This window comes from Streptomyces sp. NPDC002206 (genome assembly GCF_053593595.1).
In genome coordinates, this window is the sequence record NZ_JBSFCW010000010.1 from 56,190 (window position 1) to 79,011 (window position 22,822).

The 22,822-nt window shown below is 67.9% G+C and carries 18 protein-coding genes and 2 pseudogenes; 12 read left to right on the forward strand and 8 right to left on the reverse strand.

What is annotated here, in order from left to right; all coding sequences use genetic code 11:
• Positions 1-314 precede the first annotated feature (314 nt).
• The 3 genes and pseudogenes from ACWCP8_RS20140 to ACWCP8_RS20150 all read left to right on the forward strand — a co-directional run.
• The gene (locus ACWCP8_RS20140) at positions 315-590 is read left to right on the forward strand and encodes an IclR family transcriptional regulator (protein ID WP_352267981.1); all 276 of its coding nucleotides are present in this window, start codon (positions 315-317) and stop codon (positions 588-590) included.
• A 386-nt stretch (positions 591-976) separates the two neighbouring features.
• Complete coding sequence (locus tag ACWCP8_RS20145; RefSeq protein ID WP_352267982.1) at positions 977-2,188, forward strand: epoxide hydrolase family protein; 1,212 nt, start codon at positions 977-979, stop codon at positions 2,186-2,188.
• 173 nt (positions 2,189-2,361) lie between these two features.
• Positions 2,362-2,709: pseudogene (locus tag ACWCP8_RS20150) on the forward strand (bile acid:sodium symporter family protein); the annotation flags it as partial.
• A 351-nt stretch (positions 2,710-3,060) separates the two neighbouring features.
• Here ACWCP8_RS20150 and ACWCP8_RS20155 read toward each other — a convergent pair.
• Complete coding sequence (locus ACWCP8_RS20155; RefSeq protein ID WP_352267983.1) at positions 3,061-3,321, reverse strand: hypothetical protein; 261 nt, start codon at positions 3,319-3,321, stop codon at positions 3,061-3,063.
• Positions 3,322-3,646: 325 nt separating this feature from the next.
• Positions 3,647-5,926, reverse strand: a complete 2,280-nt coding sequence (locus ACWCP8_RS20160; protein ID WP_352267985.1) for a SpoIIE family protein phosphatase — start codon at positions 5,924-5,926, stop codon at positions 3,647-3,649.
• Between the two features lie 98 nt (positions 5,927-6,024).
• Here ACWCP8_RS20160 and ACWCP8_RS20165 point away from each other — a divergent pair.
• A pseudogene (locus ACWCP8_RS20165) lies at positions 6,025-6,281 on the forward strand (hypothetical protein); the annotation flags it as partial.
• Positions 6,282-6,324: 43 nt separating this feature from the next.
• Here ACWCP8_RS20165 and ACWCP8_RS20170 read toward each other — a convergent pair.
• Together ACWCP8_RS20170 and ACWCP8_RS20175 are read right to left on the reverse strand one after the other, a co-directional pair.
• Positions 6,325-7,098 (reverse strand): VanZ family protein, encoded by a 774-nt coding sequence (locus tag ACWCP8_RS20170; protein WP_352267987.1) that lies wholly within the window; start codon positions 7,096-7,098, stop codon positions 6,325-6,327.
• Positions 7,099-7,268: 170 nt separating this feature from the next.
• Positions 7,269-9,356 (reverse strand): SpoIIE family protein phosphatase, encoded by a 2,088-nt coding sequence (locus tag ACWCP8_RS20175; protein ID WP_352267988.1) that lies wholly within the window; start codon positions 9,354-9,356, stop codon positions 7,269-7,271.
• A gap of 352 nt (positions 9,357-9,708) precedes the next feature.
• Between ACWCP8_RS20175 and ACWCP8_RS20180 the strand changes: the two genes are divergently transcribed.
• Complete coding sequence (locus ACWCP8_RS20180; RefSeq protein WP_451117238.1) at positions 9,709-12,096, forward strand: SpoIIE family protein phosphatase; 2,388 nt, start codon at positions 9,709-9,711, stop codon at positions 12,094-12,096.
• A 225-nt stretch (positions 12,097-12,321) separates the two neighbouring features.
• On the opposite strand, the gene ACWCP8_RS20185 is transcribed toward ACWCP8_RS20180, so the two are convergent.
• Positions 12,322-13,080 (reverse strand): IclR family transcriptional regulator, encoded by a 759-nt coding sequence (locus ACWCP8_RS20185; RefSeq protein ID WP_352267990.1) that lies wholly within the window; start codon positions 13,078-13,080, stop codon positions 12,322-12,324.
• Between the two features lie 405 nt (positions 13,081-13,485).
• Between ACWCP8_RS20185 and ACWCP8_RS20190 the strand changes: the two genes are divergently transcribed.
• Together ACWCP8_RS20190 and ACWCP8_RS20195 are read left to right on the forward strand one after the other, a co-directional pair.
• Complete coding sequence (locus ACWCP8_RS20190; protein WP_451117240.1) at positions 13,486-13,893, forward strand: SH3 domain-containing protein; 408 nt, start codon at positions 13,486-13,488, stop codon at positions 13,891-13,893.
• Positions 13,894-14,296: 403 nt separating this feature from the next.
• Positions 14,297-15,511 (forward strand): PP2C family protein-serine/threonine phosphatase, encoded by a 1,215-nt coding sequence (locus ACWCP8_RS20195; protein WP_451117242.1) that lies wholly within the window; start codon positions 14,297-14,299, stop codon positions 15,509-15,511.
• Positions 15,512-15,694: 183 nt separating this feature from the next.
• On the opposite strand, the gene ACWCP8_RS20200 is transcribed toward ACWCP8_RS20195, so the two are convergent.
• Positions 15,695-16,558, reverse strand: coding sequence for an NmrA/HSCARG family protein (locus ACWCP8_RS20200; protein ID WP_451117244.1), 864 nt, complete (start codon positions 16,556-16,558; stop codon positions 15,695-15,697).
• 56 nt (positions 16,559-16,614) lie between these two features.
• Complete coding sequence (locus ACWCP8_RS20205; protein ID WP_451117246.1) at positions 16,615-16,920, reverse strand: MmyB family transcriptional regulator; 306 nt, start codon at positions 16,918-16,920, stop codon at positions 16,615-16,617.
• A gap of 153 nt (positions 16,921-17,073) precedes the next feature.
• Between ACWCP8_RS20205 and ACWCP8_RS20210 the strand changes: the two genes are divergently transcribed.
• The 5 genes from ACWCP8_RS20210 to ACWCP8_RS20230 all read left to right on the forward strand — a co-directional run bounded on the left by ACWCP8_RS20210 (position 17,074) and on the right by ACWCP8_RS20230 (position 22,071).
• On the forward strand, positions 17,074-17,235 hold the full coding sequence (locus ACWCP8_RS20210) for a hydrophobic protein (RefSeq protein WP_326601482.1): 162 nt from the start codon (positions 17,074-17,076) through the stop codon (positions 17,233-17,235).
• A 240-nt stretch (positions 17,236-17,475) separates the two neighbouring features.
• Positions 17,476-17,844 (forward strand): PRC-barrel domain containing protein, encoded by a 369-nt coding sequence (locus tag ACWCP8_RS20215; protein WP_352267995.1) that lies wholly within the window; start codon positions 17,476-17,478, stop codon positions 17,842-17,844.
• A gap of 624 nt (positions 17,845-18,468) precedes the next feature.
• Positions 18,469-20,052, forward strand: a complete 1,584-nt coding sequence (locus tag ACWCP8_RS20220; protein WP_451117436.1) for an FMN-binding glutamate synthase family protein — start codon at positions 18,469-18,471, stop codon at positions 20,050-20,052.
• 13 nt (positions 20,053-20,065) lie between these two features.
• Entirely contained in the window at positions 20,066-21,814 is a 1,749-nt protein-coding gene (locus ACWCP8_RS20225) for a thiamine pyrophosphate-dependent enzyme (RefSeq protein ID WP_451117249.1), read from the forward strand.
• Between the two features lie 50 nt (positions 21,815-21,864).
• Positions 21,865-22,071, forward strand: coding sequence for a hypothetical protein (locus ACWCP8_RS20230; protein WP_451117251.1), 207 nt, complete (start codon positions 21,865-21,867; stop codon positions 22,069-22,071).
• A 76-nt stretch (positions 22,072-22,147) separates the two neighbouring features.
• On the opposite strand, the gene ACWCP8_RS20235 is transcribed toward ACWCP8_RS20230, so the two are convergent.
• On the reverse strand, positions 22,148-22,747 hold the full coding sequence (locus ACWCP8_RS20235; protein WP_352267999.1) for a DinB family protein: 600 nt from the start codon (positions 22,745-22,747) through the stop codon (positions 22,148-22,150).
• Between the last annotated feature and the right edge of the window lie 75 nt (positions 22,748-22,822).

Here is a 22,822-nt window from a genome sequence, read left to right on the forward strand (position 1 = left end):
CGTGTCCCCCTCAGTAGATGCTGCAAAGAGGAGGAGTGTCTCCTCTTTGCCGAGTGCCCTTGCCTTCGCTCCACGCGGAAACGAGATCGTGCACGTGGTGAGGCTCTCGTGTCCCGAACTGACATGCCCCAGCCCGGAGATGTGTCCGGCCTCGTGAGGGCTCACGGTCGGCCGGGGCAGCCCTGGTGAGCGCCGCATCCGGTCTGAGTGGTGAGCACCCTGCCCAGCCAAGCCGACAACCTCCCTGCCAAGTCGACGTCGGCAACCCGGATCAGGTTCCCTTGCCGCGCCGCCGCCCCGTTTACGACCCTGACGTGATCTTGCAGCCTGGGTCACGCGGCGAGGACCGCACGGACTCCCAGAAGTACCCCCGCCTGCTCGGCACGCTGATCGAGGAGGGGTACGTCGTCCCCGAGGGCGGCGGCAGCTACGGCGTGGGGCCCCAACTGCGATCCATGGCCGCGCAAATACTCTCGGACGACACCGTGGGAATCGGATCGACCCTGCGCGCACTCCAGCAACGCCTGGGCCAGACGGTCCATCTCGCCGTCCTGGGCGGCGACGCCGCGGAAGTCGCCCGGAGACTGTGACCCACCCGAGGCAGGCGCCGGCCGGACGGCCTGGCATTCGTTGTCGGGGGGCGCGGTGGACACGGACGTCGTCGGGGATGCCGAGTGCGGGGGTGAGGGTCTGCCAGGTGTTGTGGCCGTAGCACCACCAGACCTGTCCGTGCGGGCGCCACGACTCACCAGACTCTTGAGCACCCGTGGTGAGTCCTACTCACCACGGGCGAGGGGGCAGCCCACTGCGACTGATAGGCCCACAGGCCTCCAGGCGCCTGAGCCAGTAGCGACCGAACCGCAGCTGAAGAGGAGTTCACACCCCAAGGACGGCCAGTCCGGAAGTCACACCGAGGAACCGGTTCGGGGGTGGCTTGCAGAGGGAGCCCGGGCGCCAGTACATAGCATGTGCAGGCATGACGACGTTGGCTGACGAGAGCATCCACCCGTTCCGTATCGACATCCATCAAGACGAGTTGGACGATCTCCACGAGCGTCTCGACCGTACCCGCTGGCCGGACGAACTGCCCGGAGTGGGCTGGGCATACGGCATTCCGCGGGATTACCTCAAGGAACTCGTGAGGTACTGGCGGCACGAGTACGACTGGCGTGCCGCGGAAGCCCGGTTGAACCAGTGGCCGCAGTTCACCACCACGATCGACGGGGCGAATATCCACTTCGCCCACATCCGGTCGCCCGAACCTGATGCGACCCCGCTGGTCATGACGCACGGCTGGCCGGGCTCGATCGTCGAGTTCACCCAGGTCGCCGGACCGCTCACCGACCCGCGAGCCCACGGCGGCGACCCTGCCGACGCATTCCACCTGGTGCTGCCGAGTATTCCCGGATTCGGGCTGTCCGGGCCCACGAGGGACCGGGGCTGGGAGTTCAAGCGGGTCGCCGCCGCGTTCGCCGAGCTGATGGAGAGCCTCGGATACGAACGGTACGGGGTGCAAGGAGGTGACTGGGGAGCAGCCATTTCCCGGGAGCTCGGCCGGACACGGCCCGACCAGGTCATCGGCGTGCACCTGAACCTGCTGCCGAACTCAGCCGCGACGCAGGACCCCAGTGCGGACGACCTGGACGCGCTGGGCCCGGCCGAGCGCGAGCGCACGCTGGACTCCTGGCAACGCATGCAGGAATGGAGCCGTGACCGCCAGGGCTACGCCGACATCCAGTCCACCCGGCCGCAGACCCTGGCCTACGGTCTCACCGACTCACCAGTGGGCCAGCTGGCATGGATCGCAGAGAAGTTCAAGGAGTGGACCGACTCCCACAACCGCCCCGAAGACGCCGTCGACCGCGACCAGATGCTCACCAACGTGATGTTGTACTGGCTGACCGGCACAGCAGGCTCGTCCGCCCGCATCTACTACGAGCGCGCGCATGCCGACTACTGGGGCACACCACCTGAGCCCTCGACGACGCCGACCGCGCTCGCCGACTTCCCGCGGGACAACTTCATTCCGCTGCGGCACATCGCGGAGCGGACGAACAACATCGTGCAATGGACACAGTACGACCGCGGCGGGCACTTCGCGGCCATGGAACAGCCGGACCTGCTGGTCGACGACGTAAGGACGTTCTTCCGAAACGTGAGAGACCACCGACGGAGCCACCACGGGTAGCCCAGATCTGCCGACTTCGGATCAACGCCAAGGATCACCGGTGGCCAGTTGTCTCTGTCTCGCATGAACTGGCTGCTGTCCAAATCCTCCCGGCTGGGGGCGCCGCTTCGGTGTGCCGCCAGTAGTCACCCGAGGAGCCCCGTCCTGTCGTAGACGGGTGACGCTACCGATGTGCCAGTGCGATCAAATCGGCCGCCGTCAGTGTGCTGATCGCCGTCGTGCTGCACAACGGCTTCGGACTCGCTCTCGGCTACGGCGTGGGCGAGGCCACCGGACTCGGCCGACCCGCCAGCCGCGCCATGGCTTTCGAGGTCGGCATGCAGAACTCGGGGCTGGCCGCCTCGCTGGCGACCGCCCACTTCAGCCCGCTGGCCACCCTACCGGTAGCGGTGTTCTCCGTGTGGCACAACATCTCGGGTGCCCTGGTCGCCGCTTGGCTGTCCCACCGGTCTCGGCACAGTGGGCCCGCACCCGCGGGCGCCGGTCACGCACTGGCCGCAACCGCGGCCGAAGGAGCCTGACGGAGATTGCCCGGACGGGCCGGCGCCGGTTCGCGGGGTCGTTGCAACTGGTCGGTTGATCAGCCCGCGAGCAGACGTCTGGCGGGCCGACCAGCGTGCTCGGGTTCGGCTGGTCAGGCCGCGGTCTGAAGGCCGCGAAGTCAGCTGCAGCCGGCGGACGGGGCACGAGGCCGGTGTCCCGTCCGGTGCCAGTCCCGCCGACTGCTTGGGTGTCGCCTCGGCAGAAGTCGGCGAATCGGGTCTGCGTGGAGCCGTCGAGGCGGATCTTGGCGAGTGCGCGGGCGGCCCACAGAAACGGCAGCGCCATCACTACTTGATGTCGCCGTGGAGCGTGCACCGGCGCGCGCTCGCTCATTTCTGGCTGAGCTTCACGCGTTCGGTCAGACCGCCGACCTCGCTGCGGAGTTGCTGAACGGAGTCGACAAGGGAGGCCAGGGCGGACTCGATATCGACCACTACGGCTGCGTGCTTGTCCATGGTGGCTGCGTGCTCCAGCTGTGCCCACACAGCTGCCTCCGCCACCAGGGCGTTGCGCTGGGGACTGGCGACCGGGTGCCGGGATGCTTGGGCGAGCAGTTCGCAGGCCTTCTGGCCGGGGGCGCTGTCGGTCATGGACGAAATCCTTCCAGTGGGCCCAGGCCAACTGGCGTGTTTCGGACGGTGGATCTCAAGAGGCGGACGCCCCGGACCTGTTGAGCAGGTGACCGGCGTGTTCCAGGGGCACAATCCTCCGTGCCGCCCCAGCCCTTCGAGGAAGTCGTTGGCGATCTGGTGCAGCGCGTCTTGCCGGTTGGTCCGGCCCGGGCCTCTACCGAACCCGCAGCACCAGTAAGCCCCTGGTCGCGCCGTGCACAAGGAAATCGTGGGCGTGACGACCGGGTCGCTGTGCCGGAGGCGTCTCGTCGCGTACCCGAGTGAGCTGCGAGTGTGCTGCGCACTAAGCAGCGCCGGTGAGCTGCTGCGCCCAGACGGTCTTCCCCTGCGCTTCGTAGTGGGTGCCCCAGTTTTCGGCGACAGTGGCGACGATGAACAGCCCTCGTCCCGTCTCGTCGATGGTTCGGGCGTGCTTGAGGTGCGGAGCGCTGCTCACAGCGTCGCTGACCTCGCATGTGAGCATCCCGTCCAGAATCAGACGCAGTCGAAGTGGTGGGGCGCCGTAGCGGACCGCATTGCCGACGAGCTCGCTGACGATGAGCTCGGTGGTGAAAGTGCTGTCTTCGTCAATCTTCCATGCCGCGAGCTGTCGGCGAGCGGCGGCGCGCGCACGGGGTGCGGCTTCGGGGTCGGCCGGCAAGGGCAGGGTGAGGACCTGCTCCGCGGGGAGCGCTTTGGCGCGTGCCAGCAGCACCAGCTTCTCCGTCTCGTAGCGGTCCCTCATCGCGTAGGCGAGCGCATCGCAGAGCTCGTCCAACGGCTGAGCAGCTCCTTGGTCCAACAGGGAACGCAAGTGCGTGGACGCCCGGAGGACGTCTTCGTTGCCGACTGCCAGGGTGCTTCCTGCGGGTAGGGCGACCGTGGTGGCTGGGAACGGGGCCTGGTCGGTGCCGGCCAGTACTGGGCCCGCAGGGACGGAGAGGGTGGTCGAGCTGCCGTCGGGAAAGACCACGTAGGGCTCCGGCAGGCCCGCGCGCACAATGGTGCACTGGTGTTCGACCGAGTCGTACACCGCGATCAGGCAGCCGGCGGTGAGCGGCTCGCGGTGCAAGGGGTCACCGACCGGGAGCGCCGCGCGTTCGGCGGCCAGGCGTGCGGCAGTGTCACTCAGCCGCGCCATCAGTTCGTCCGGTTCCAGGTCCAAAGCGGCCAGGGACTGGACGACCATCCGCAATTGCCCCATCGTGGTGGCGGTGGCCACACCGAGCCCGACGACGTCACCGAGGACCAATGCTGTCCGCGCCCCCGCCAGCTCGATCACATCGAACCACGCGCCCCCGCCTCCTCGTCCGGGAAGGTGCAGGTGGGAGACCTCCACCGTAGACGGCGTCGCCGGTCGCTGCGGCAGCAGCCTGCGCTTCATGGTCGCTGCGACGGTCCGCTCTCGCGTGTAGCGACGGGCGTTCTCAATGCACAGCGCGGCGTGGGCGCACACGTCGGACGTCAGCGCGAGGTCCTCTTCCTCGAAAGGGTCCTCCGCCCCGTGCCGATAAAAGCTCACCACGCCCAAGGCCTGGCCCCGCAAGGCCAGTGGAGCGACGATCAGGGAGTGGACACCGGAGCGTTTGATGGCCTCCGCCCGAGCAGGATCAGCCGCGAGCCACAAGCTGTCTTCCTCCACCGGGACGACCCGCGGGCGCAGGTCAGCCAGTACGCGCGAGAAAGGGGTGCCGTACGGCAGGTTCCGCACCTCGCCCACAGGGTAGGCCGACATCAGCCCCCGAAAAGCAGTGCGCCGCAGGGGTACTCCCGGGTCGACCGGGGCCAGCGGCGGGTCCTCACCGCGGATCACGTCCTCGATGACCTCGACCACCGCGATCCCCGAGAACGCCGGCACCACCGCTTTCGTCAATTCCTGGCAGACGGCCATGACCTCCAACCGCTCGCCCACCTGTCGACGGACCGCTTCCAGGATCTTCAGGCGCTGGAGGTCGCGCTCACGGTCGGTGACATCCATGACGGAGGCAACCAGGCCCAGGACCCCACCGCTTTCGCTCTCCAGGCGCACGTAGGAGAGGGAATAGGTTCTCCGATTGCTGCCGGCGGGCCCCTGCACGGATCGCACGATGCGGTCGAACACCGGCTCCCCGCCTTCCATGACTCTGCGTGCCACTGCCGCTTCTTCCTCAGGGGCAGCAAGCCGGTAGGCCTCGGTGAACACTTGGCCCGGCAGAGAGCCGACCGAGGAGGCGTACATCCCGCGCATCGCCGCGTTCACGCGGACGATGCGCAGTCGGTCGTCCAGGGCATGCAGGTGCAGCGGCAAGTGAGTGATCATGGCCCGCAGGATCGCCAGATCCTCATGTGAACCGGCGTCCACGCCGGCTCGCACCTCCCACGTCACCGACGAGCCAGTCAGTACCGGCGTCACCACTACCGAGCCCGGACCGTCGGAGGGGGACCGGAGCCAGTTCTCAGTGGCACCGTTCTCGTGCACGAGAGCACCGACGGACCGGCCCACGGCCTCCTCCGCAGACCATCCGAACACCTCGCCGGCCGAAGGAGACCAGTCGATCACCCGCCCGCCGTCATCGATTCGCATGAGCACGTCTCCGCTGGACATGGCCGCACACCTCCGCTCCGGCCCGTACCCACGAGCCGCACAGCCGCTCGGCCGCAAGCAGGTACTCATAGGCGCAACGGCGCCCACTTCCATAGTGAAGGCCACAGGTCGACCCGGAGACCGGAAGCGATGCCTTCGTCCGGATGAAGCCGCCGGTCGAGTCGGACGACGGCTCCAGCCGAGCGATCCCGAAGGACAAGCGAGTCGACCGGGTGTGTGACCCGACCTTCAGGCAACGCCCGCAACTGGAACAGCGTGTCCGGCGCGCTCCCAGACGCCTCTCTCCGGACAGTGGTTCTCCGCCCGATTCCAGGAGCTCATGACGAACGCCTACTCGGCGCTGCAGGAACCGTGACGACCGGGTCCGGGCGCTCCCCCGCCCGAACCCGGCTCACAAGTCACCGGTCCCGGGTCAGAAGTCGGCCTAACAGGGCGCGTCCGGAGGCAACCAGCCCGGACGCGCTACGGCGGGTCGCGGCCTTGCTCCGGGACTTGGACTTCGGTTTCACTTTGGACTTGGCCTTGGATACAGGAGTGGCCTTGGTCTTGGATGACGGCTTGGGCTTGGGCTTGGTCATCAGCTTGGACGCCAGCTTGGACTTGGTCTTGGACCTTGGCCCGGACTTCGGCGCAAACTTCCGCTTGGCCTTCGGCTCCGGAGCCGCCTCCGCTCTCGTCGTCCCCTCCGCCAGCACGTGATAGCGATGGCTGGCCCACCGCCCCACCAGCAGATATCCGAGCAGTGCACCGCTCGTGTTGAGGATCGCGTCGTCGATGTCGAACGCGCGCCCGGCGACCAGGGCGCCCTGGACGAGTTCGATCACCACCATCACCGTCACCGTCAGTATCACCATGCGCAGCATCCGAAGCCGGCGCGGCACGAGAATCGGCAGCAGGATGCCGAACGGGACGCCCAGCAGGAGGTTTCCGCCGGCCTGCTTGCAGGCCGCGAGGAATGTGTAGTCCTCGGCGTACTGTCGCAACGACCTTCCGGGCCGGAGGTTGGCCCGGACCAGGTCCTCCGATGCCTTTGAGGGGGTGAGCGTCACCTTCGCCAATGCCATGGAGAAGGCGACCAGTGCCAGGAAAGTCGCCACCAGGACGAGCGCCCGCAGCAGCGTGGCTCCCCACACCCGCCGTCGCCGCTCCTGACGATCCACCTCTGCAGTCATGGCCCACAGGTGCCCCCATCGGCCACGACCACACCTGCGGAACGCCCTTTCATGCCCCCGCGGGCCAGAGGGAGGGGACGGGGTGAGGCGAAGCAGGGGCTGCTTGACGATGCCCCTCACCCCGCAGTCTCCCTCCCTGTGGCCAGGCGCGGATGGGCATGCGCCGGTGGTCACGGTCGGTGGCCGTTTATGCGGCAGATGAGGAGGGCGACGTCGTCGTGGTCATGCGGATGGCGCAGCGCACCCAGGAGGTGGTCGCAGGTGGCTTCGAGTGTCGGTTGCGGCTCGGCGAGGAGGTCGAGGAGGGTGTTCAGGCGGGTGTCGATGGGTTGGTCGCGGGTTTCGACGAGGCCGTCGGTGTAGAGCAGCAACTGGTCGCCGGTATCGAGCTGCAGGGTGGTCTGTTCGAACGCGGCGATGCCGACGCCGAGGGGAGTGCCGGTGGGCAGGTCGACAAGTTCGGGCGGCCGGCCGAGTCGGGTCAGGACGGGCGGTATGTGGCCGGCGAGGGCGATCACGCAGTGCATGCGGTGCGGGTCGTAGACGGCGTAGATGCAGGTGGCGAAGCCGGGCTCAAGGCCGGCGGCGATGTGGTCGAGGTGCAGGAGGACCTGCGCGGGGTCGAGGTCGAGTTCGGCCAGGGTGCGGACGGCGGTGCGGAGCTGTCCCATGGTCGCGGCAGCGTTGATCCCGCTGCCCATCACGTCACCTATGACCAGGGCGGTCTTTTCGCCCGCCACGGGGATGGCGTCGAACCAGTCACCGCCGACCTCCGCGGAGGCCTGGGCGGGCTGATAGCGGTAGGCGATGTCCAGGCCGGTCGGCTGGGGCGGCCGGTGGGTCATGAGGTGGCGTTGCAGGGTCAGGGCGGTGCGGCGTTGGTTCTGGTACAAGCGCGCGTTGTCGATGCGCACCGCAGCGCGGGCGGCCAGCTCACCGGCCAGGACGATGTCGTCTGGGTCGAACGGCAGCGGGTTTCGGGCGCGGCACAGGTCCAGGGCGCCCAGCACTTCCCCGCGGGCTATCAGCGGCACGGCCAGGTAGGCGTGCAGGCCGGCCTGGGCCAGGAGAGCGGCTCCCCGTGGTTCGGCGGCGATGTGCTGCAGATCCGCTTCGGTCACCTGATTCACCAGGACGGGGCGGCCGGTGGTCACACACTGGGTGATGAGCCGGTCGGCGGCGTAGGCGGCGATGTGCCCGGTCTGATCGGCCGCGTAGACGGCGTCGGTGGGATAGGCGGCGGTGACTGCCAGCGCCCTGAACAGGGCCGGCGCTCCGGGGGACACAGTTTCTGGTTGCCGGTCGTCGAGAACTGCGTCGAGGATGTCGACGGCGGCCAGGTCGGCCAGTTCGGGCACCAGGATGTCGGCCAGCTCCCGGGCGGTTTTTTCCACATCCAAGGTGGTGCCCACCATGGCCGAGGCCCGGGCAATGGTCGCCAGCCGCTTGCGGGCAGCGGCCGCCTCCAAGCCGGCTCGGTGCTGCTCGGTGCTGTCCACCACCGACGCCGCCACACCCAGCACCCGCCCGGCCGGATTCTCGAGCCGGTAGTACGACACCGACCGGGCGATCTCATCGCCCGGATCGGTCGGTGACCGGCCCACGATGAAGTGGTTGATCAGCGGTCTGCCGGTGTCCAGAACCTTCCGCATCATCGACGCGACGGCCCCGGTGTCGTCCAGGAACCGCAGGACCTGATGGACATCACGGCCGATGTGCTGGGCAGCCGGCAGGCCGTTGAGGCCCTCCAGCGCCGGGTTGACCATCACGTACCGCAGGTTGGTGTCCAAGACGGCCAGGCCGATCGGGGACTGGGCCACCAACTGCACCGACAGCGCCAGATCCCGTTCCACCTCTCGCAAAGTGGCCTGATCGGTGGCGATACCCAGGGCGTACGGCTGTCCGTGCTCGCCCAGCAGCCGCATGTTGCGGAACTCCACCAGCCGCGTACTGCCGTCCTTGTGCCGCACGGGAAACACGCCGGCCCAGGTTTCACCACTGCTCATCACCTGCGCGAACAGGTGCAGGACGAGGTCGAAGTGCTCCGGGGCCACCAGCAGGGGGGCCGCGAACCGGCCCAGCGCCTGGTCCGCGGTCCAGCCGAACAGTTCCTCGGCCTGCGGACTCCACAACGCGATCCGTCCCGCGCTGTCCAGCACCACCGCGGCCACACCCAGCACGTCCAGCAGCCCACCCGGCTCGGCCGGGGCGACCCCCACCGAGGCAGGACCCTCCGGGAACGCACCGGTGGCACCCATGAGGCACCTCTTCTCCCGAAATGCATAGCCGTGCCCGACTCCGTGAACCCCGCACCAGGCCTCTCATCGTCTTCCATCCTCTCTCCCGGCGCTACTGACCACAGCCTGACGCCCTGGCGGATGGAAGAGGGCGGGAGGATCCAGCGTGAGGAGCGGGTCTCGGGCTGATCAGCGCGGTACGGGCAGTCGATCGCCGACAACCGTTACGGAACGTCACCGTCGTTTGTCTCGCTGGTTCCGCCGGAGTCCGATTCACTGCGTCAAGCACGTGTGATCCCGCTTGACGCGATCTGGCGGCAGGACGGAGGGATCCTTGAATCACCAGTGGACTCGAAGGCGAGATGATCGGCCCATGGACACACCGGCAAGCGTGCCAGGTGACTCCCTCACCCCCGCCGCGGCTCTGGCCGTAGCGGCTCCGGATGGAACGCTGACCGGCTGGAGCACAGGTGCGGAACAGCTGCTCGGGTATTCCGCCGGTGAGGCCGTCGGCCGGCTCGCGACGGCGCTGCTCGCTTCGTCCCTCCCCGCTGGTGTCCTTGAGCGCTTCGATCGGCAGGAAGATTGGACGGGACACGTGGTACTCCGCCACCGGGACGGCAGCTCGGTCGAATGCCGGTTGCGGGCGCGTCCGCTGCCCACGGGTGACGGGCGAGCCGGATGGCTGCTGGAGGGCATTCGGGTACGGGAGGAGAACCGCGACACGGACTCTCTGCTCCGCTGGTCGTTCGACCAGTCCCCGTTTGCCCTGGCGATCTACGACACCGAGGGCCGGTTCCTGCGGGTCAATGAGCACATGTCCAAGCAGCTCGCCGCCACGGAGCGGGATCTTCGCGGGCTCCGGATCACCGAGCACATGCCCGATCCTGCCTTCCAGGCCCCTGAGCAGTCAGTCGATCACGTGTTGCGTACCGGTGAGCCCGAACACATCGAGAACTACGTCAAGGTGCCAGGAGAGTCCCAAGCCCACGCCTGGACCATCCACTTCACCCCGCTCAAGGACTCCCTTGGGCTGGTCCACGGCGTGCAGCTGGCAGCTCTCGACTTCTCCGAGCAGTACGCGGCCCGCGAACGCCTTGCGCTGCTCGACGAGGCCAGCAGGCGTATCGGCAGCAGCCTGGACGTGGCTCGCACCGCGCAGGAACTGGCCGACGTAGCCGTGCCCGACCTCGCGGACTTCGTCTCGGTCGATCTTCTCGACGCCGTGCTGCACGGCGACGAGCCCCCACCCGTTCTCGACGACGGTCCTCTGGTGCTGCGGCGCGTGGCCACCAGCCCCGATGTAAAGGCTGTCGTCGCGGTCGGCGAGTTGTCCCACTACCCGGAGTTTTCGCCGGTTGCTCGCAGTCTGGCCACCGGTCGCGGCACCGTGCACCGGATCGGCGAGCCCGGGATCACCCGTTGGCTGGCCCACGACCCGGTCCGGACCGCCTGGGTGAGTCGGCACCGCGCGCACTCCCTGATGGTGGTACCGCTGCGCGGCCGCGGCATCAACCTCGGCGTCGTCCTCTTCGTCCGCCTGGATCCGTCCGCCGGGCCGTACGAGCAGGCAGACCTGCAGATCGCCAAGGAGCTTGCGGCGCGCGCCGCGGTCTGCCTCGACAACGCCCGCCGCTACACGCGCGAACACACAACAACTCTGGCCCTCCAGCACAGCCTTCTGCCGCAGGGGGTTACCAAGCAGGCCGCTGTCGACGTGGCCAGCCGCTACCTGCCCGCAGACTCGGAAGTCGGTGTCGGCGGTGACTGGTTCGACGTGATCCCGCTCTCCGGCGCCCGCGTCGCCCTGGTTGTCGGCGATGTGGTCGGTCACGGGATCCACGCCTCCGCCGCCATGGGGCGCCTTCGCACCGCAGTACGTGCCCTCGCCGACGTCGATCTGGCCCCGGACGAACTGCTCGCGCATCTGGACGACCTGGTCGTCCGGCTCGGATCCGGGCCCGAGTCCGGAACCGGGACGCCCTTCGCGGAACTCGGGGCCACCTGTCTGTACGCGGTGTACGACCCCATCTCCCGCAAGTGCTCACTCGCCAGCGCCGGCCACCTCTGGCCCGCTCTGGTGACCCCTGACGGCACGGTGGACTTCCTCGAACTGCCCACCGGCCCGCCACTCGGCCTGGGCGGGCTGCCGTTCGAGGCGGTTGAACGCGAACTGCCCGAAGGCAGCCTCCTGACCCTCTATACCGACGGCCTTGTCGAGGCGCAGAATCGCGATGTCAACGCCGGCCTGAACGCTCTGCGCACGGCCCTCGCCGACACGGCTCCGTCGTTGGAGACCACCTGCGACCGCGTACTCGATGCTCTGCTCGGCGAGCGGCCGGCCGATGATGTCGCGCTGCTCATCGCCCGTACCCGTGCCCTGGACGACGGGCACGTCGCCGTCTGGGATCTTCCCGCCGATCCCGCCTTTGTGGCCGAGGCCCGCTCCAAGGCGACCGCCCAACTCCACGCCTGGGGGCTGGACGACCTGGCCTACGTCACCGAACTCGTGGTCAGCGAGCTGGTGACCAACGCGATCCGCTACGCCGCCGCACCCGTTCAGCTGCGGCTGATCAAAGAAAGGACGCTGATCTGCGAGGTCTCCGACGCCAGCAGCACCGCACCCCACCTGCGCCGTGCCCGCATCTTTGACGAGGGCGGACGCGGCCTCATGCTGGTCGCCCAGCTCACCGAGCGCTGGGGAATGCGGCATACCGGCACAGGCAAGACCATCTGGGCCGAGCAGCCCCTTCCCGAGTAGGTGTGCGGGACTCGTCAGGGGGGCGTGCCGGTCAGCGCGGAGATACCGACCCGGCACAGCGCTGGCCGCAGACAAAACGGCCTTTCCGAGGGCACCGTGTCCTTCGGCCCGGTGTCCAGGGGCGATCCGGCGGTGGGACGGCACACAAGAGGCCCACCACACCGCTCGTGAATCCCCCGGACGAGTAGGGGCACGCGGTACGTGGGCGCGGCAGGCGAACCGGGTTCAGTCGGGGAGGGAGAGCCTCCTGGTCAAGCACATCGCCGCCGTCAGCATCCCCGCCCGGACCCGGGTGGGCCGGTACATCCAGTCCGACCGGAAGGAGATACCGAGCGAACCGACCTGGTCGCCGCTGTACACGGGCACCGCGACGCACGTCGTACCGCGGGCGTACTCTTCCCGGTCCATGACGACCGGCTCTGTGAGTGAGGAGTCGAGTTGCCGCATCAGCTCCTCCCTGCGCGTGATGGTGCGGGGCGTGAGTTCGGTCAGGGAGTGCCGGGAGAGGTAGTCGGCGCGCGCTTCCTCGTCCAGTTCGCGCAGCACGCTCTTGCCCAGCGCGGTGGCATGTCCGGCGTCCTGGAAGTCCACCCAGAGGTCCACACGCGGAGCCTGGGCACTGTCGACGATTTCCATGACACGGATTTCGCCCTGCTCGTAAATGGTCAGATAGACAGCGACCGAAAGATCGTCGCGCAGGGACATCAGGACAGGGCGGATGCGCTCCGGTCGCTCCTGCCCGTTACGCCCAGCGCCCAGCGGGTGGCTTCTACAGGAGAGGACGAATGCGCCGTCGTCCAGCTCCGTCACGTATCCGTCCTGGGCGAGTGCGGGCAGCAGCCGGTGGACGCCGGCCAAGGGCAGTCCCGTCTCCAGGGCCAGCTGCTGCGCGGGGGCACCTCCCTCGTGCGCCCCTACGGCCTCCAACAGGCGCAGGGCGCGCTCGACGGACGCGATGAGCTCGGGGCCGGTCTGGTCACCCATGCCACCAAGCATGGACCCGGTGCCGGAGGGCGGCAAGGCGTCTTGCTGCGTGCCCGACCTGGGGCGCATGCAGTGAAGTACGACAACCGTCTGTGGGAATCCGGTCAGTTCACCGACCCCGCGGGTCCCCGTACTCGCCCTCCAGGTCGCCTTCGGTGTCCGGGAACACCTGGCGCAGGTTCTCAAGAATCGCGGGGCCCGGTGACCACGCCTGCGTGCTGGTCAGCCGCCCGGCGCCGAAACCTGCACGGCTCGGAGCCCGACCACGATCTTGAAGCGGGTGGCCCGGGCCCGATCGTCTTTTCGGGGGGATCAACGCGCTGCCGCAGCACAAGGTGCGGGGCGTGTGCCTCAAGGAGTGATCCGATGTGATCCGGAGTCAGGAAATGAGCGAGAGGGATGGTCATGTTGAAGATCTTGGAGAGGCGCGCTCGGCGCTTCGCAGCGGGCACGGGTGCTGCCGCAGTCGTCGTGCTCGGTACTCCGCTGCTCAGCGCTGCTGCTCCTGCTCAGGTCACTGCTCCCGTGCAGCCCTATGCCACGGTGACCAGCCAGAGTGGTTTGAACGAGCGGCAGTACCCCAGCACCGACTCGTCGGCGGTGGACTTCCTCGAGTACCAGGATCAAGTGGGTCTGCGATGCAAGGTCCGTGCGCAGACCATCGCCGGCAACAATGATTGGTACTTGTTGCGTGACAGGCAGGCATGGATCTCGGCGAGCTACGTAGTGCGGACCGGGACCGTCCCGTACTGCAACGACATCCAGGTGAGCCGACTCGCTCACGGCCCGCAGGCCGCCGACGCCATGGGCTGAAAGGGCCTGTCCCCGATCGTTCGCACCAGGGCGGACCGTGGGCGTGGTGGTACCCCGCCCGAAATCACCGCCGTGGTGTGCCCCGTTCCGATCGCGACGCGGGCGCGGCCCACATCGACCTTTTCGACACCGAAGAGGCCGTCACCCCGCCCGTCGCCGAGCTGACCGACTTCTTCGGCCCGCACCTCCGACAGCCGTACCGGCGCTGTTCGCCGGCGCCGGGCCGACGTGCTCCTCCCCCAGCGAGCAGATGTGCCCATCTCCCGTTACCGTGGTCATCCTCGCCGGTCCCACCGGGCAGCTTCCGAAAGCGCTGCAGGCGGCCGTGACCGGCCTACGGCGGAATGAGCGACGGTCGGCGACGCGTTGGTGGGTATAGGGCGAGGAGCACCGGAGCACCGACGTGACAGCTGCGACCATCACCACACCACTGGGCCAGGTCCTGCGGTCCTGGCGCCGGTCGGCGCCGGGCCCTCTGTGGCTGGTGGTGCCCCTGGTACTGATCGTGGCCATACCGGTGGCCGACCACTTCCTGCCGCCGGGCATCCATCTCGGCCACCTGCTCATCGTGGCCCCGGCGGTCACCTCCGTCGTCGCGGGCCCTCGGCTCACCGCGCTGATCGGCGGGCTCGCAGTGGTATCCCTCGTCGTCGCGGGGACGGAGCGCGGCGTCCTGACCACCGAGAGTGTCCTCGTCGAGTTCGGGTCCCTCGCGGCGCTCTCCGCCCTCTTGGTGATCTTCTCTCTTCTGCGGGACCGACTGTGGCTGGAGCTGCTCCGGGCGCGTTCGGTCTCCGACGCGACACAGCGCGTCGTCCTGCGCCCGCTGCCGGACAGGGCCGGACCGGTGTCCATCGCCTCGGAGTACCGCAGCGCCGAGGCCGACACCCGCATCGGCGGCGATCTGTACGCCGTCGCCCGCGCCTCCGACTCCACCCGGCTGGTCATCGGGGACGTACGGGGCAAGGGCCTCGCCTCGATCAGCGACACCGCGATCATGCTGGGCGCCTTCCGTGCCGCGGCCCACCGCCAGTCCCCACTGCCGGAACTGGTCGCGTACCTGGAAGGCGCCGTCCGGTGGGGTCTGGCGGAATTCTCGGAGTCTTCGGGGTCCGAGGCGGACGTCGGGGAGCGCTTCGTGACCGCCGTGGTGGTGGACATCCCGGACAACGAGCCGGTGGTCCACGTGATCAGCTGCGGGCATCCGCCGCCCCTGTTGCTGCGCAACGCCACCGCGACCGCGCTCAATGTGCCCGCCCCCGCACTGCCCCTCGGTCTCGGCGGGCTGTCCGACGACTCCTATGTCGCGGCGACCTTCCCGTTCGCCTACGGCGACCGGCTCCTGCTCTACACCGACGGCGTCAGTGAGACCCGCGACGAACAGGGCACCTTCTATCCACTCGCCGAGCGCGCCGCCGCCTGGACCGATCAGGCGCCCGGACCACTGGTGCAGAAGATCACCGCCGATCTCAATGCGTACGCTGCAGGCCCGCCGAACGACGACATGGCGATGATCGTCGTCCAGCGCGATGAAGCACCGGGCAGTCCGAGCAGGCCGCCGAGTCAGCAGGTCGCCCACCACGATCGGCATCATCCGGATGCGGCGGCCGCGGCGTAGTGCACAGCGTCGGCGACCGCGGCCCGACACACGGAGCCGGCAGACCTCACCCGCACTCTTCGCACCCGGCGGGCGCCGACAACAACTGGAGACGGGGCCCCAGGACGGCCGCGTGAGTCCAAACAGCCGGGCAGGACGTACGGAGTGGTCCGGCGCCGGACAGCTGCGTCAGGCACCGGGCCGTTACAGGGCAGATCGACTTTCGGGGGCCAGGCCGGCGGACCAGTCGGCGAACGTGGTCCAGGCGATGTCCGGATAGGAACGGTGCAGCGCTTCGATGTCCACGCGGTAGCCCTCGCGGTTCAGGAAGTCCCACATCGCCCCCATGTCAGCACTGCTCTCGTGAACCACGGCGAGGGGCACCTGGACGGGCTCGACGTGACGGTGCAGCACACGCTGGAGAACAGCGGCCATCTGCGTGGGAGTGGGCGCGTCGGATGCGGCCTCGATCCGCAGGCCGACGTGCCGCTCGCGGTCGGAGACGACAGCCGCCACCAGCGCCCCGAGGTCGCGGCGGGCCAACTGCTGCAGTGGCCGGTCCGGCGGAAGCGGAAGCTCCAGCCGTCCGGACTGAAGGCCCTGGAGATCGCCGAGCAGGTTGTCGAAAAAGTACGTCGGAGCAACCACCGTCCACGGCGGTCCTTCTCGGATGAGAATCTCCTCGATCCGCTGCTTGCTGTCGAAGTGCGGCACACCCGTGGACCGGCCGGCCGAGGCGACAGACGCGAGTACGAGATGCGGCACCTCAGCCTGCGCGGCGGCACGCACGATGGCACGTCCCTGCTCCACCTCCGCATCCGGCCCGTCCTCGAACGGCGTAGTGACTGCGAACACAGCGTCCACTCCGGTGAACGGATTCACCAAGGACGCCGCGTCGCCGAGGTCACCGGGGACGACCACCACGCCGCGCTCGAGCAAGGCATGCGCCCGGGAACCCGCAGGGTCGCGGACCACTGCGCGCACCGCATGCCCTCCGTCCAGGAGAGCGCGCACCACCGCACCGCCCTGGCCGCCGGTAGCCCCAAGAACTGCCACGTGTACGGACATGTACCTCAGCTTCCCTGCGTTTCTTTCTCTCCCAGCCTTCATGATTGCCGCCCCCGTCACGGGACGCCACTGGCCGCTTTCACCCATCGTCGACCATTCGACAGCAGTCTCCCGGCAACAGCCCCGACATAGTCGAGGGCAAGATCGCCGACCAGCGGGTGGTGGAGGCGTTTGGTTCCGGTCGTGTGGGCCTGGACGTCGTGGTCCGCCCACATGCAGCAGTTGCGGTATGTGGGGAGTCGGGCAAGCCGACGGCGGGGGTTCCGGACCGGTCCGGCCTGTCCTTCAATGTGCGCCGACCCTGTGAGCGCCTTCCTCGTTCCGGCGACGCACACCGCGGCGACCTTCCCGTAGGTGCACATCCACCCCTCAGTGACCCTCGTTCAAGCCGCATATTCAATCTCAGAAGAGAGCAGGTCAGACCGTACTCACGTGTTCGAATGCAGGTTGGCCTTTTCATTCGTGCGCATGGTCGGAGAATAGCGGGGCAGGCGGTGGTGCGGAGGTTGATAACCATGGTTCCCCTGCTTCTCGTTCTTCTGCTGGCCCTGATTCTCTTCGGCGCGGGGTTCGCGCTGAAAATTCTGTGGTGGGTCGCAATCGCCGTGCTGGTCCTGTGGCTGATCGGCTTCGTCGCCCGCCCGAAGGGCGGCACTGGCCGCTGGTATCGCTGGTAGCCGACAGCTTCGGCGCATTCCAGGCAGTGCAGGGCGGTGGCCCGTCGTCATCCGGATGAGGCAACAGGCCACCGCCATCACAGCAGGCATCGCCCCTGTTTTCCGATGGCGGGGCGTGAATCTCTGGATGCGGGGCACCCGAACCGACGCGGCCAATGAAGCCGCTGTGCACGACGTACGGAAAAAGGAGGCCGGCGGGTATCCCTGCTGCCCTCCGTTTACCGGAGGAGTTGTTTTCGCGTGACTGAGAATCTGTGGAATTACAAGTCGACTGCGGGTCGCGTGACGGGCCCGGACCTCACCGGCTACAAGGTCGAGGCCGCGGACGGCGGCATCGGGAAGGTCGACAAGCACTCCGACGAGGTCGATGACGCCTACCTGGTGGTGGACACCGGCGTGTGGATCTTCGGCCGGGAAGTCCTGCTCCCGGCGAGCACGGTCGTCAGTATCGACCCGGACGAGCAGAAGATCTTCGTCGACCGCACCAAGCAGCAGATCAGGGACGCCCCGGAATTCGATCGGGAGAAGCACCTCGGCGACCCGGGCTACCACGACCAGCTGGGCACTTACTACGGCGCCGGCACACCGTTCGGCGGCCCGTTCATCTGACCCTGCGTCTGTTCTGTTCAGCACGGCCCCCGGGACTCTTCGAGGAGTGCCGGGGGCCGTCGCATGCCCCGCCAGGTGCGCCGCCTCGGCCTCGGCAGATCGTCAGCACCACTGCACGGCCAGTTCCCGCAGGGCAAGCGCATTCGCCGAGATCCATGATGTTCCGCCCTTTCACTTCGCAGGCCTGGATGAAAAACCCTCTGCTTCTGCTCATCACTCGACCTCACCTTGGTGATCCGAACGCCGTGCTCGAAACAACCCGGGAACGACAGCTTCAGCAGGAGGGCGCCAACAGCCCCTGGCGAGCTTTGCTATTCCAGCAGAGCTCGAGACAAAGGCAGGCACGCGGCAGAGTACCGCCGGCTGTGATGCGTCACTGGGCCGTCTGAGTCAGGAAGGTTCGGTGACGGTGATGAGATCTGCGTTCACCGCGGGGTCGGTGCTGGGGGTGGAACAGCATGAAGGCGCTGACGCCGGTGAGGTCGAGCATCCGGGACAAGCATGCAAGGCCAGTGCTGTGTGTGCTGTGCAAGTCGCCGTCCACCGGCCCTCTCCGTTGGTCCTTGGGAGTCTCTTGGGGCTGTTCACGGGTGTGGGCTGCAGAAATTCGGCAACCCGTCCGTGGTGATACGAATCGGCTTGGTGGGTCTCAGTGTGTTCGCGGCTCTCGCGGCGGTGGGTGCCGCCGTCTGGATCTCGTCCTGGTGGTGGATTGCCGGTGTGCTGTTCGCTTTGCTGGCCCTGATCGGGATCTGGGATCTTGCACAGCGCAGACACTCGGTGCTGCGCAACTACCCCGTGATCGGGCACGCCCGTTTCCTCATGGAGAGCATCCGCCCCGAGTTCCAGCAGTACTTCGTGGAGCGGAACTTCGACGGCCGCCCCTTCGACCGAGACGTGCGCAGCATCGTGTACGAACGGGCGAAGGGCACGGATGCCGAGGAGCCGTACGGCACGGAGCGGGACGTCTACCGACCCGGCCATGAGTTCCTGGTGCCGTCGATGGCACCTTGCGCGGTCCCCGGGACACCACCGCGCGTCAGGATCGGTGGCCCCGACTGCACCCAGCCGTACGACATGGCACTGCTGAACGTGTCCGCCATGAGCTTCGGCTCCCTCTCGGCGAATGCGGTCCTGGCTCTCAACGGTGGTGCGGCGGGCGGCCACTTCGCCCACGACACCGGTGAAGGCGGCCTGTCGGAATACCACCTGCGGCCCGGAGGGGACCTCGTCTGGGAGATCGGCACGGGTTACTTCGGATGCAGGAACGAGGACGGCGGATTCGACGCCGAGAAGTTCGCCGACAAGGCGGCGCACGACCACGTGAAATGTGTGTCGCTCAAGTTGTCGCAGGGCGCCAAGCCCGGCATCGGCGGAGTGTTGCCGGGGGCCAAGGTCAACGCGGAGATCGCCCAGGTACGGGGCGTGCCCCAGGGGCAGACGGTCATCTCGCCCCCGTACCACCGAGTCTTCTCCACACCTCGTGAACTGGTCCGCTTCGTCGCACGGATGCGAGAACTGTCCGGAGGTAAGCCCACAGGATTCAAGCTCTGCCTCGGCTCGCGGCGGCAGTTCCTCGCCGTGTGCAAGGCCATGCTGGAGGAGGGCACGGCCCCTGATTTCATCATCGTGGACGGGGCCGAGGGGGGCACCGGGGCAGCGCCGCTTGAGTTCGCCGACCATGTCGGTACCCCGCTCACCGATGGTCTGCTCACCGTGCACAACGCCCTCGTCGGCGCCGGCCTCCGAAATCACATCAAGGTCGGAGCCAGCGGCAAGATTGCCACGGGCGCCGACCTGGTCAAACGCCTCCTCCAGGGCGCCGACTACGGCAACTCGGCCCGCGCGATGATGTTCGCCGTGGGCTGCATACAGGCGCAGCGCTGTCACACCAACACCTGCCCCACTGGCGTCACCACACAGGATCCCCGGCGCGCACGCGCCCTGGACGTCGGAGACAAGTCGGTGCGGGTTCAGCGTCTCCAGGCGGCGACCGTGGCCAGCGCGCTCCAGATCATGGCCTCCATGGGTGTCACAGACCCTGACCAACTGCGTCCGCACATGCTCCAACGGCGCGTCGCCCCCTACACCCTGCGCTCCTTCGACGAGATGTACGAATGCCTCGCGCCAGGGCAACTGCTCGCCGAGCCCCCTTCGTCCTGGGCCGCCGACTGGGAAGCTGCCGACCCCGACCACTTCACTGTCTGACCTGGAGGATCTTGTGACCCGTACCGTTGCCCGCCTCATCGGGGATTCGCTGAGCGAACTCGGCGTACGCCAGGTGTTCGGCGTCGTCGGGGACGCGCTCAATCCGCTGACGGAAGCCATCCGCACCACCAAGGACATCGAGTGGGTGGGATGCCGCCACGAGGAGACCGCAGCTTTCGCCGCCAGCGCCCAGTCCCAGCTGTCCGGCAACCTCGGCGTCTGCATGGGCACAGTCGGCCCCGGCTCCATCCACCTGCTCAACGGTCTCTACGACGCGGCGAAGAGCCGCACGCCGGTCCTGGCGATCGCCGGACAAGTGCCGTTGGCCGACATGGGAAGTGACTCCTTCCAAGAGGTCGACAACGACGCCCTCTTCAGTGATGTTGCGGTCTTCCGCGCAACGATCTCCTCACCCGACCAACTCCCGCAACTGCTCGAGACGGCCGTTCGCAACGCCTTGGGGCGCAAGGGGGTTGCCGTTCTCACTGTGCCGGGTGACATCAGTGACCGGCAGCTGAGCACAGGCCGCAAAGCCCGTTTCTCGCTGAGCCCGACGGTGACGCGGCCGGAGGAGTCCGCCGTCCGGAGCGCGGCCGGCCTCCTCCAACACGCCGAAAGGGTCACCCTGCTCGTCGGTCAGGGCGCCCGCGCAGCCCGCGAGGACGTCCTGGCACTCGCTGACCGCCTCGCCGCGCCCATGGTGCTCACCCTCAAGGCGAAGGAGGGCTTCGAGGGAGACGACAACCCCTTCCAAGTCGGCCAGACCGGGCTGATCGGAAATCCGGCCGCAGCTTCCGCCATGCAGGAAGCCGACACACTTCTGCTGCTGGGTACGGACTTCCCCTACCGGGAGTGGTATCCGGACGGCCGGATTGTCATCCAGGTGGACACCGAACCCACGCACATCGGACGCCGCGTCCCGGTGGAGGCCGGGCTCGTCGGCGACGTGGGCGCCACAGTCCGCGACCTGCTCCAGTGCCTGGGATCCGGGAAAGCGCGCGACCGCAAGCATCTTGACCACGCCCGCGGACGTTTCGAAAGCTGGCGCGACGGCCAGGCCCGGCTCGCCGACCCGAAGCACGACAATGGTGCGCTCGGACGCATCCGCTCGGCGCTCGACAACCCCGAACACGGAATAAGGCCCGAGGCGCTGGCCGCCACGGTGGACCGGGTCGCCGCCGACAACGCCGTCTTCACCTCCGACACCGGAATGGCCACCGTGTGGCTCTCACGATTCGTGGAGATGCGCGGCGCGCGACGGCTCCTCGGCTCGTACAACCTCGGCTCCATGGCCAACGCCATGCCGCATGCTCTCGGAGCGCAGTACCTCGACCGGCAACGCCAGGTGATCGCATTCTGCGGTGACGGTGGCCTCAGCATGCTCCTCGGCGATCTCATGACCCTCAAAACCGGCGATCTCCCCGTCAAGCTCGTCGTCTTCGACAACCGCCGCCTCGGCATGGTCAAGTTGGAGCAGGAGCAGGCGGGACTGCCCGAGTTCGGCACTTTGCTGGACAACCCGGATTTCGCCGCAGTGGCCACCGCCATGGGCATCACCGGCATCCGTGTCACGGACCCCGCCGAGCTGGAGGAGTCGGTACGACGCGCTTTCGACACACCTGGACCGGTCCTGCTCGACGTGCTGACGAACCCTGACGAAATCGCCATCCCGGCCAAACCGACGGTCGGACAGGGCTGGGGGTTCGCCGTCGCCAAGGTGAAGGAGGTCGTACGGAGTCACCGCGAGCCCGACTCGCACTGATCCGGGTACCACCGGCTCCGCCATCCCGTGCCAGGAGTGTCGGCACCGCAGTGCACGCCCGCACCACGAGTGTTGCCGGGGCGACCGCGGGGCCGGAGGCGCTTCCCGCCCGCGCCGAGAAAGGTCACGTCGCAGTGGCGATCGGTCCAGCCGACAGGCGGATCAGCCGGCCGCTGACCGTAAAGAACAACGCGGCTCTGATCGGAACCCTGTTCACGGGGATCCGCTCGATCGCCATCGGCACGCCGGTCACCTGAACCATCGAGGACCGCCGTGGCTTCGTGCCGCATGACCGACCCCACAGCCGGTGGGGTCGGCGGCAGCAGGGCGGGATCAGCTGTTGCCGGCTTCCCGCGCCGCGCGCTCCAGTCGGCTCCGGTGGTTCTCCCACCATGCCTGATCGCCTGGTGGCACGTTGTCGCTGCCCTTCAACAGCCCGACGGTCCCGTCGATGAGCTCTCGCACGATATCGGCGTGGCCGGCGTGCCGGTGGGTATCGGCGATCACGCGCACCAGGACGTGGTGCAGCGTTACCTCCCGTCGTTCTTCCGGCCACCACGGAACGTGACCGATCGCGTCAAGCGGCAGCGTCGCGATCGTGCTGTTCGAATGCTCCCACGCTTGGTGATACAGCCCGATGATCTCTTCGCGCGACTCGTCTGCGGTTGCCCACATGTCCGCGTTGGGTTCGACGTCCTCCGTGTACCACCAGGGCGGCGGCTCGTCGTCGAAGAACGGCCGCCCGAACGTGTCGCCGAGGTACCCCATCTCCACGCCGGCGACATGCTTGACCAGTCCCAACAGGTTAGTGCCGGTGGGTGTCAGGGGGCGGCGGGTGTCGTACTCCGAGAGCCCGTCGAGCTTCCACAACAGGGCGTCGCGAGCGTCTTGCAGGTAACGGAGAAGATCCGCTTTCGGGTTCGATTCGATCATGCCGGGAAGTCTTCCATCCGGCACTGACAACAAAGCTCTGCAGGGCAACGCAGGACAGTGCTGCAGGGACTTTGC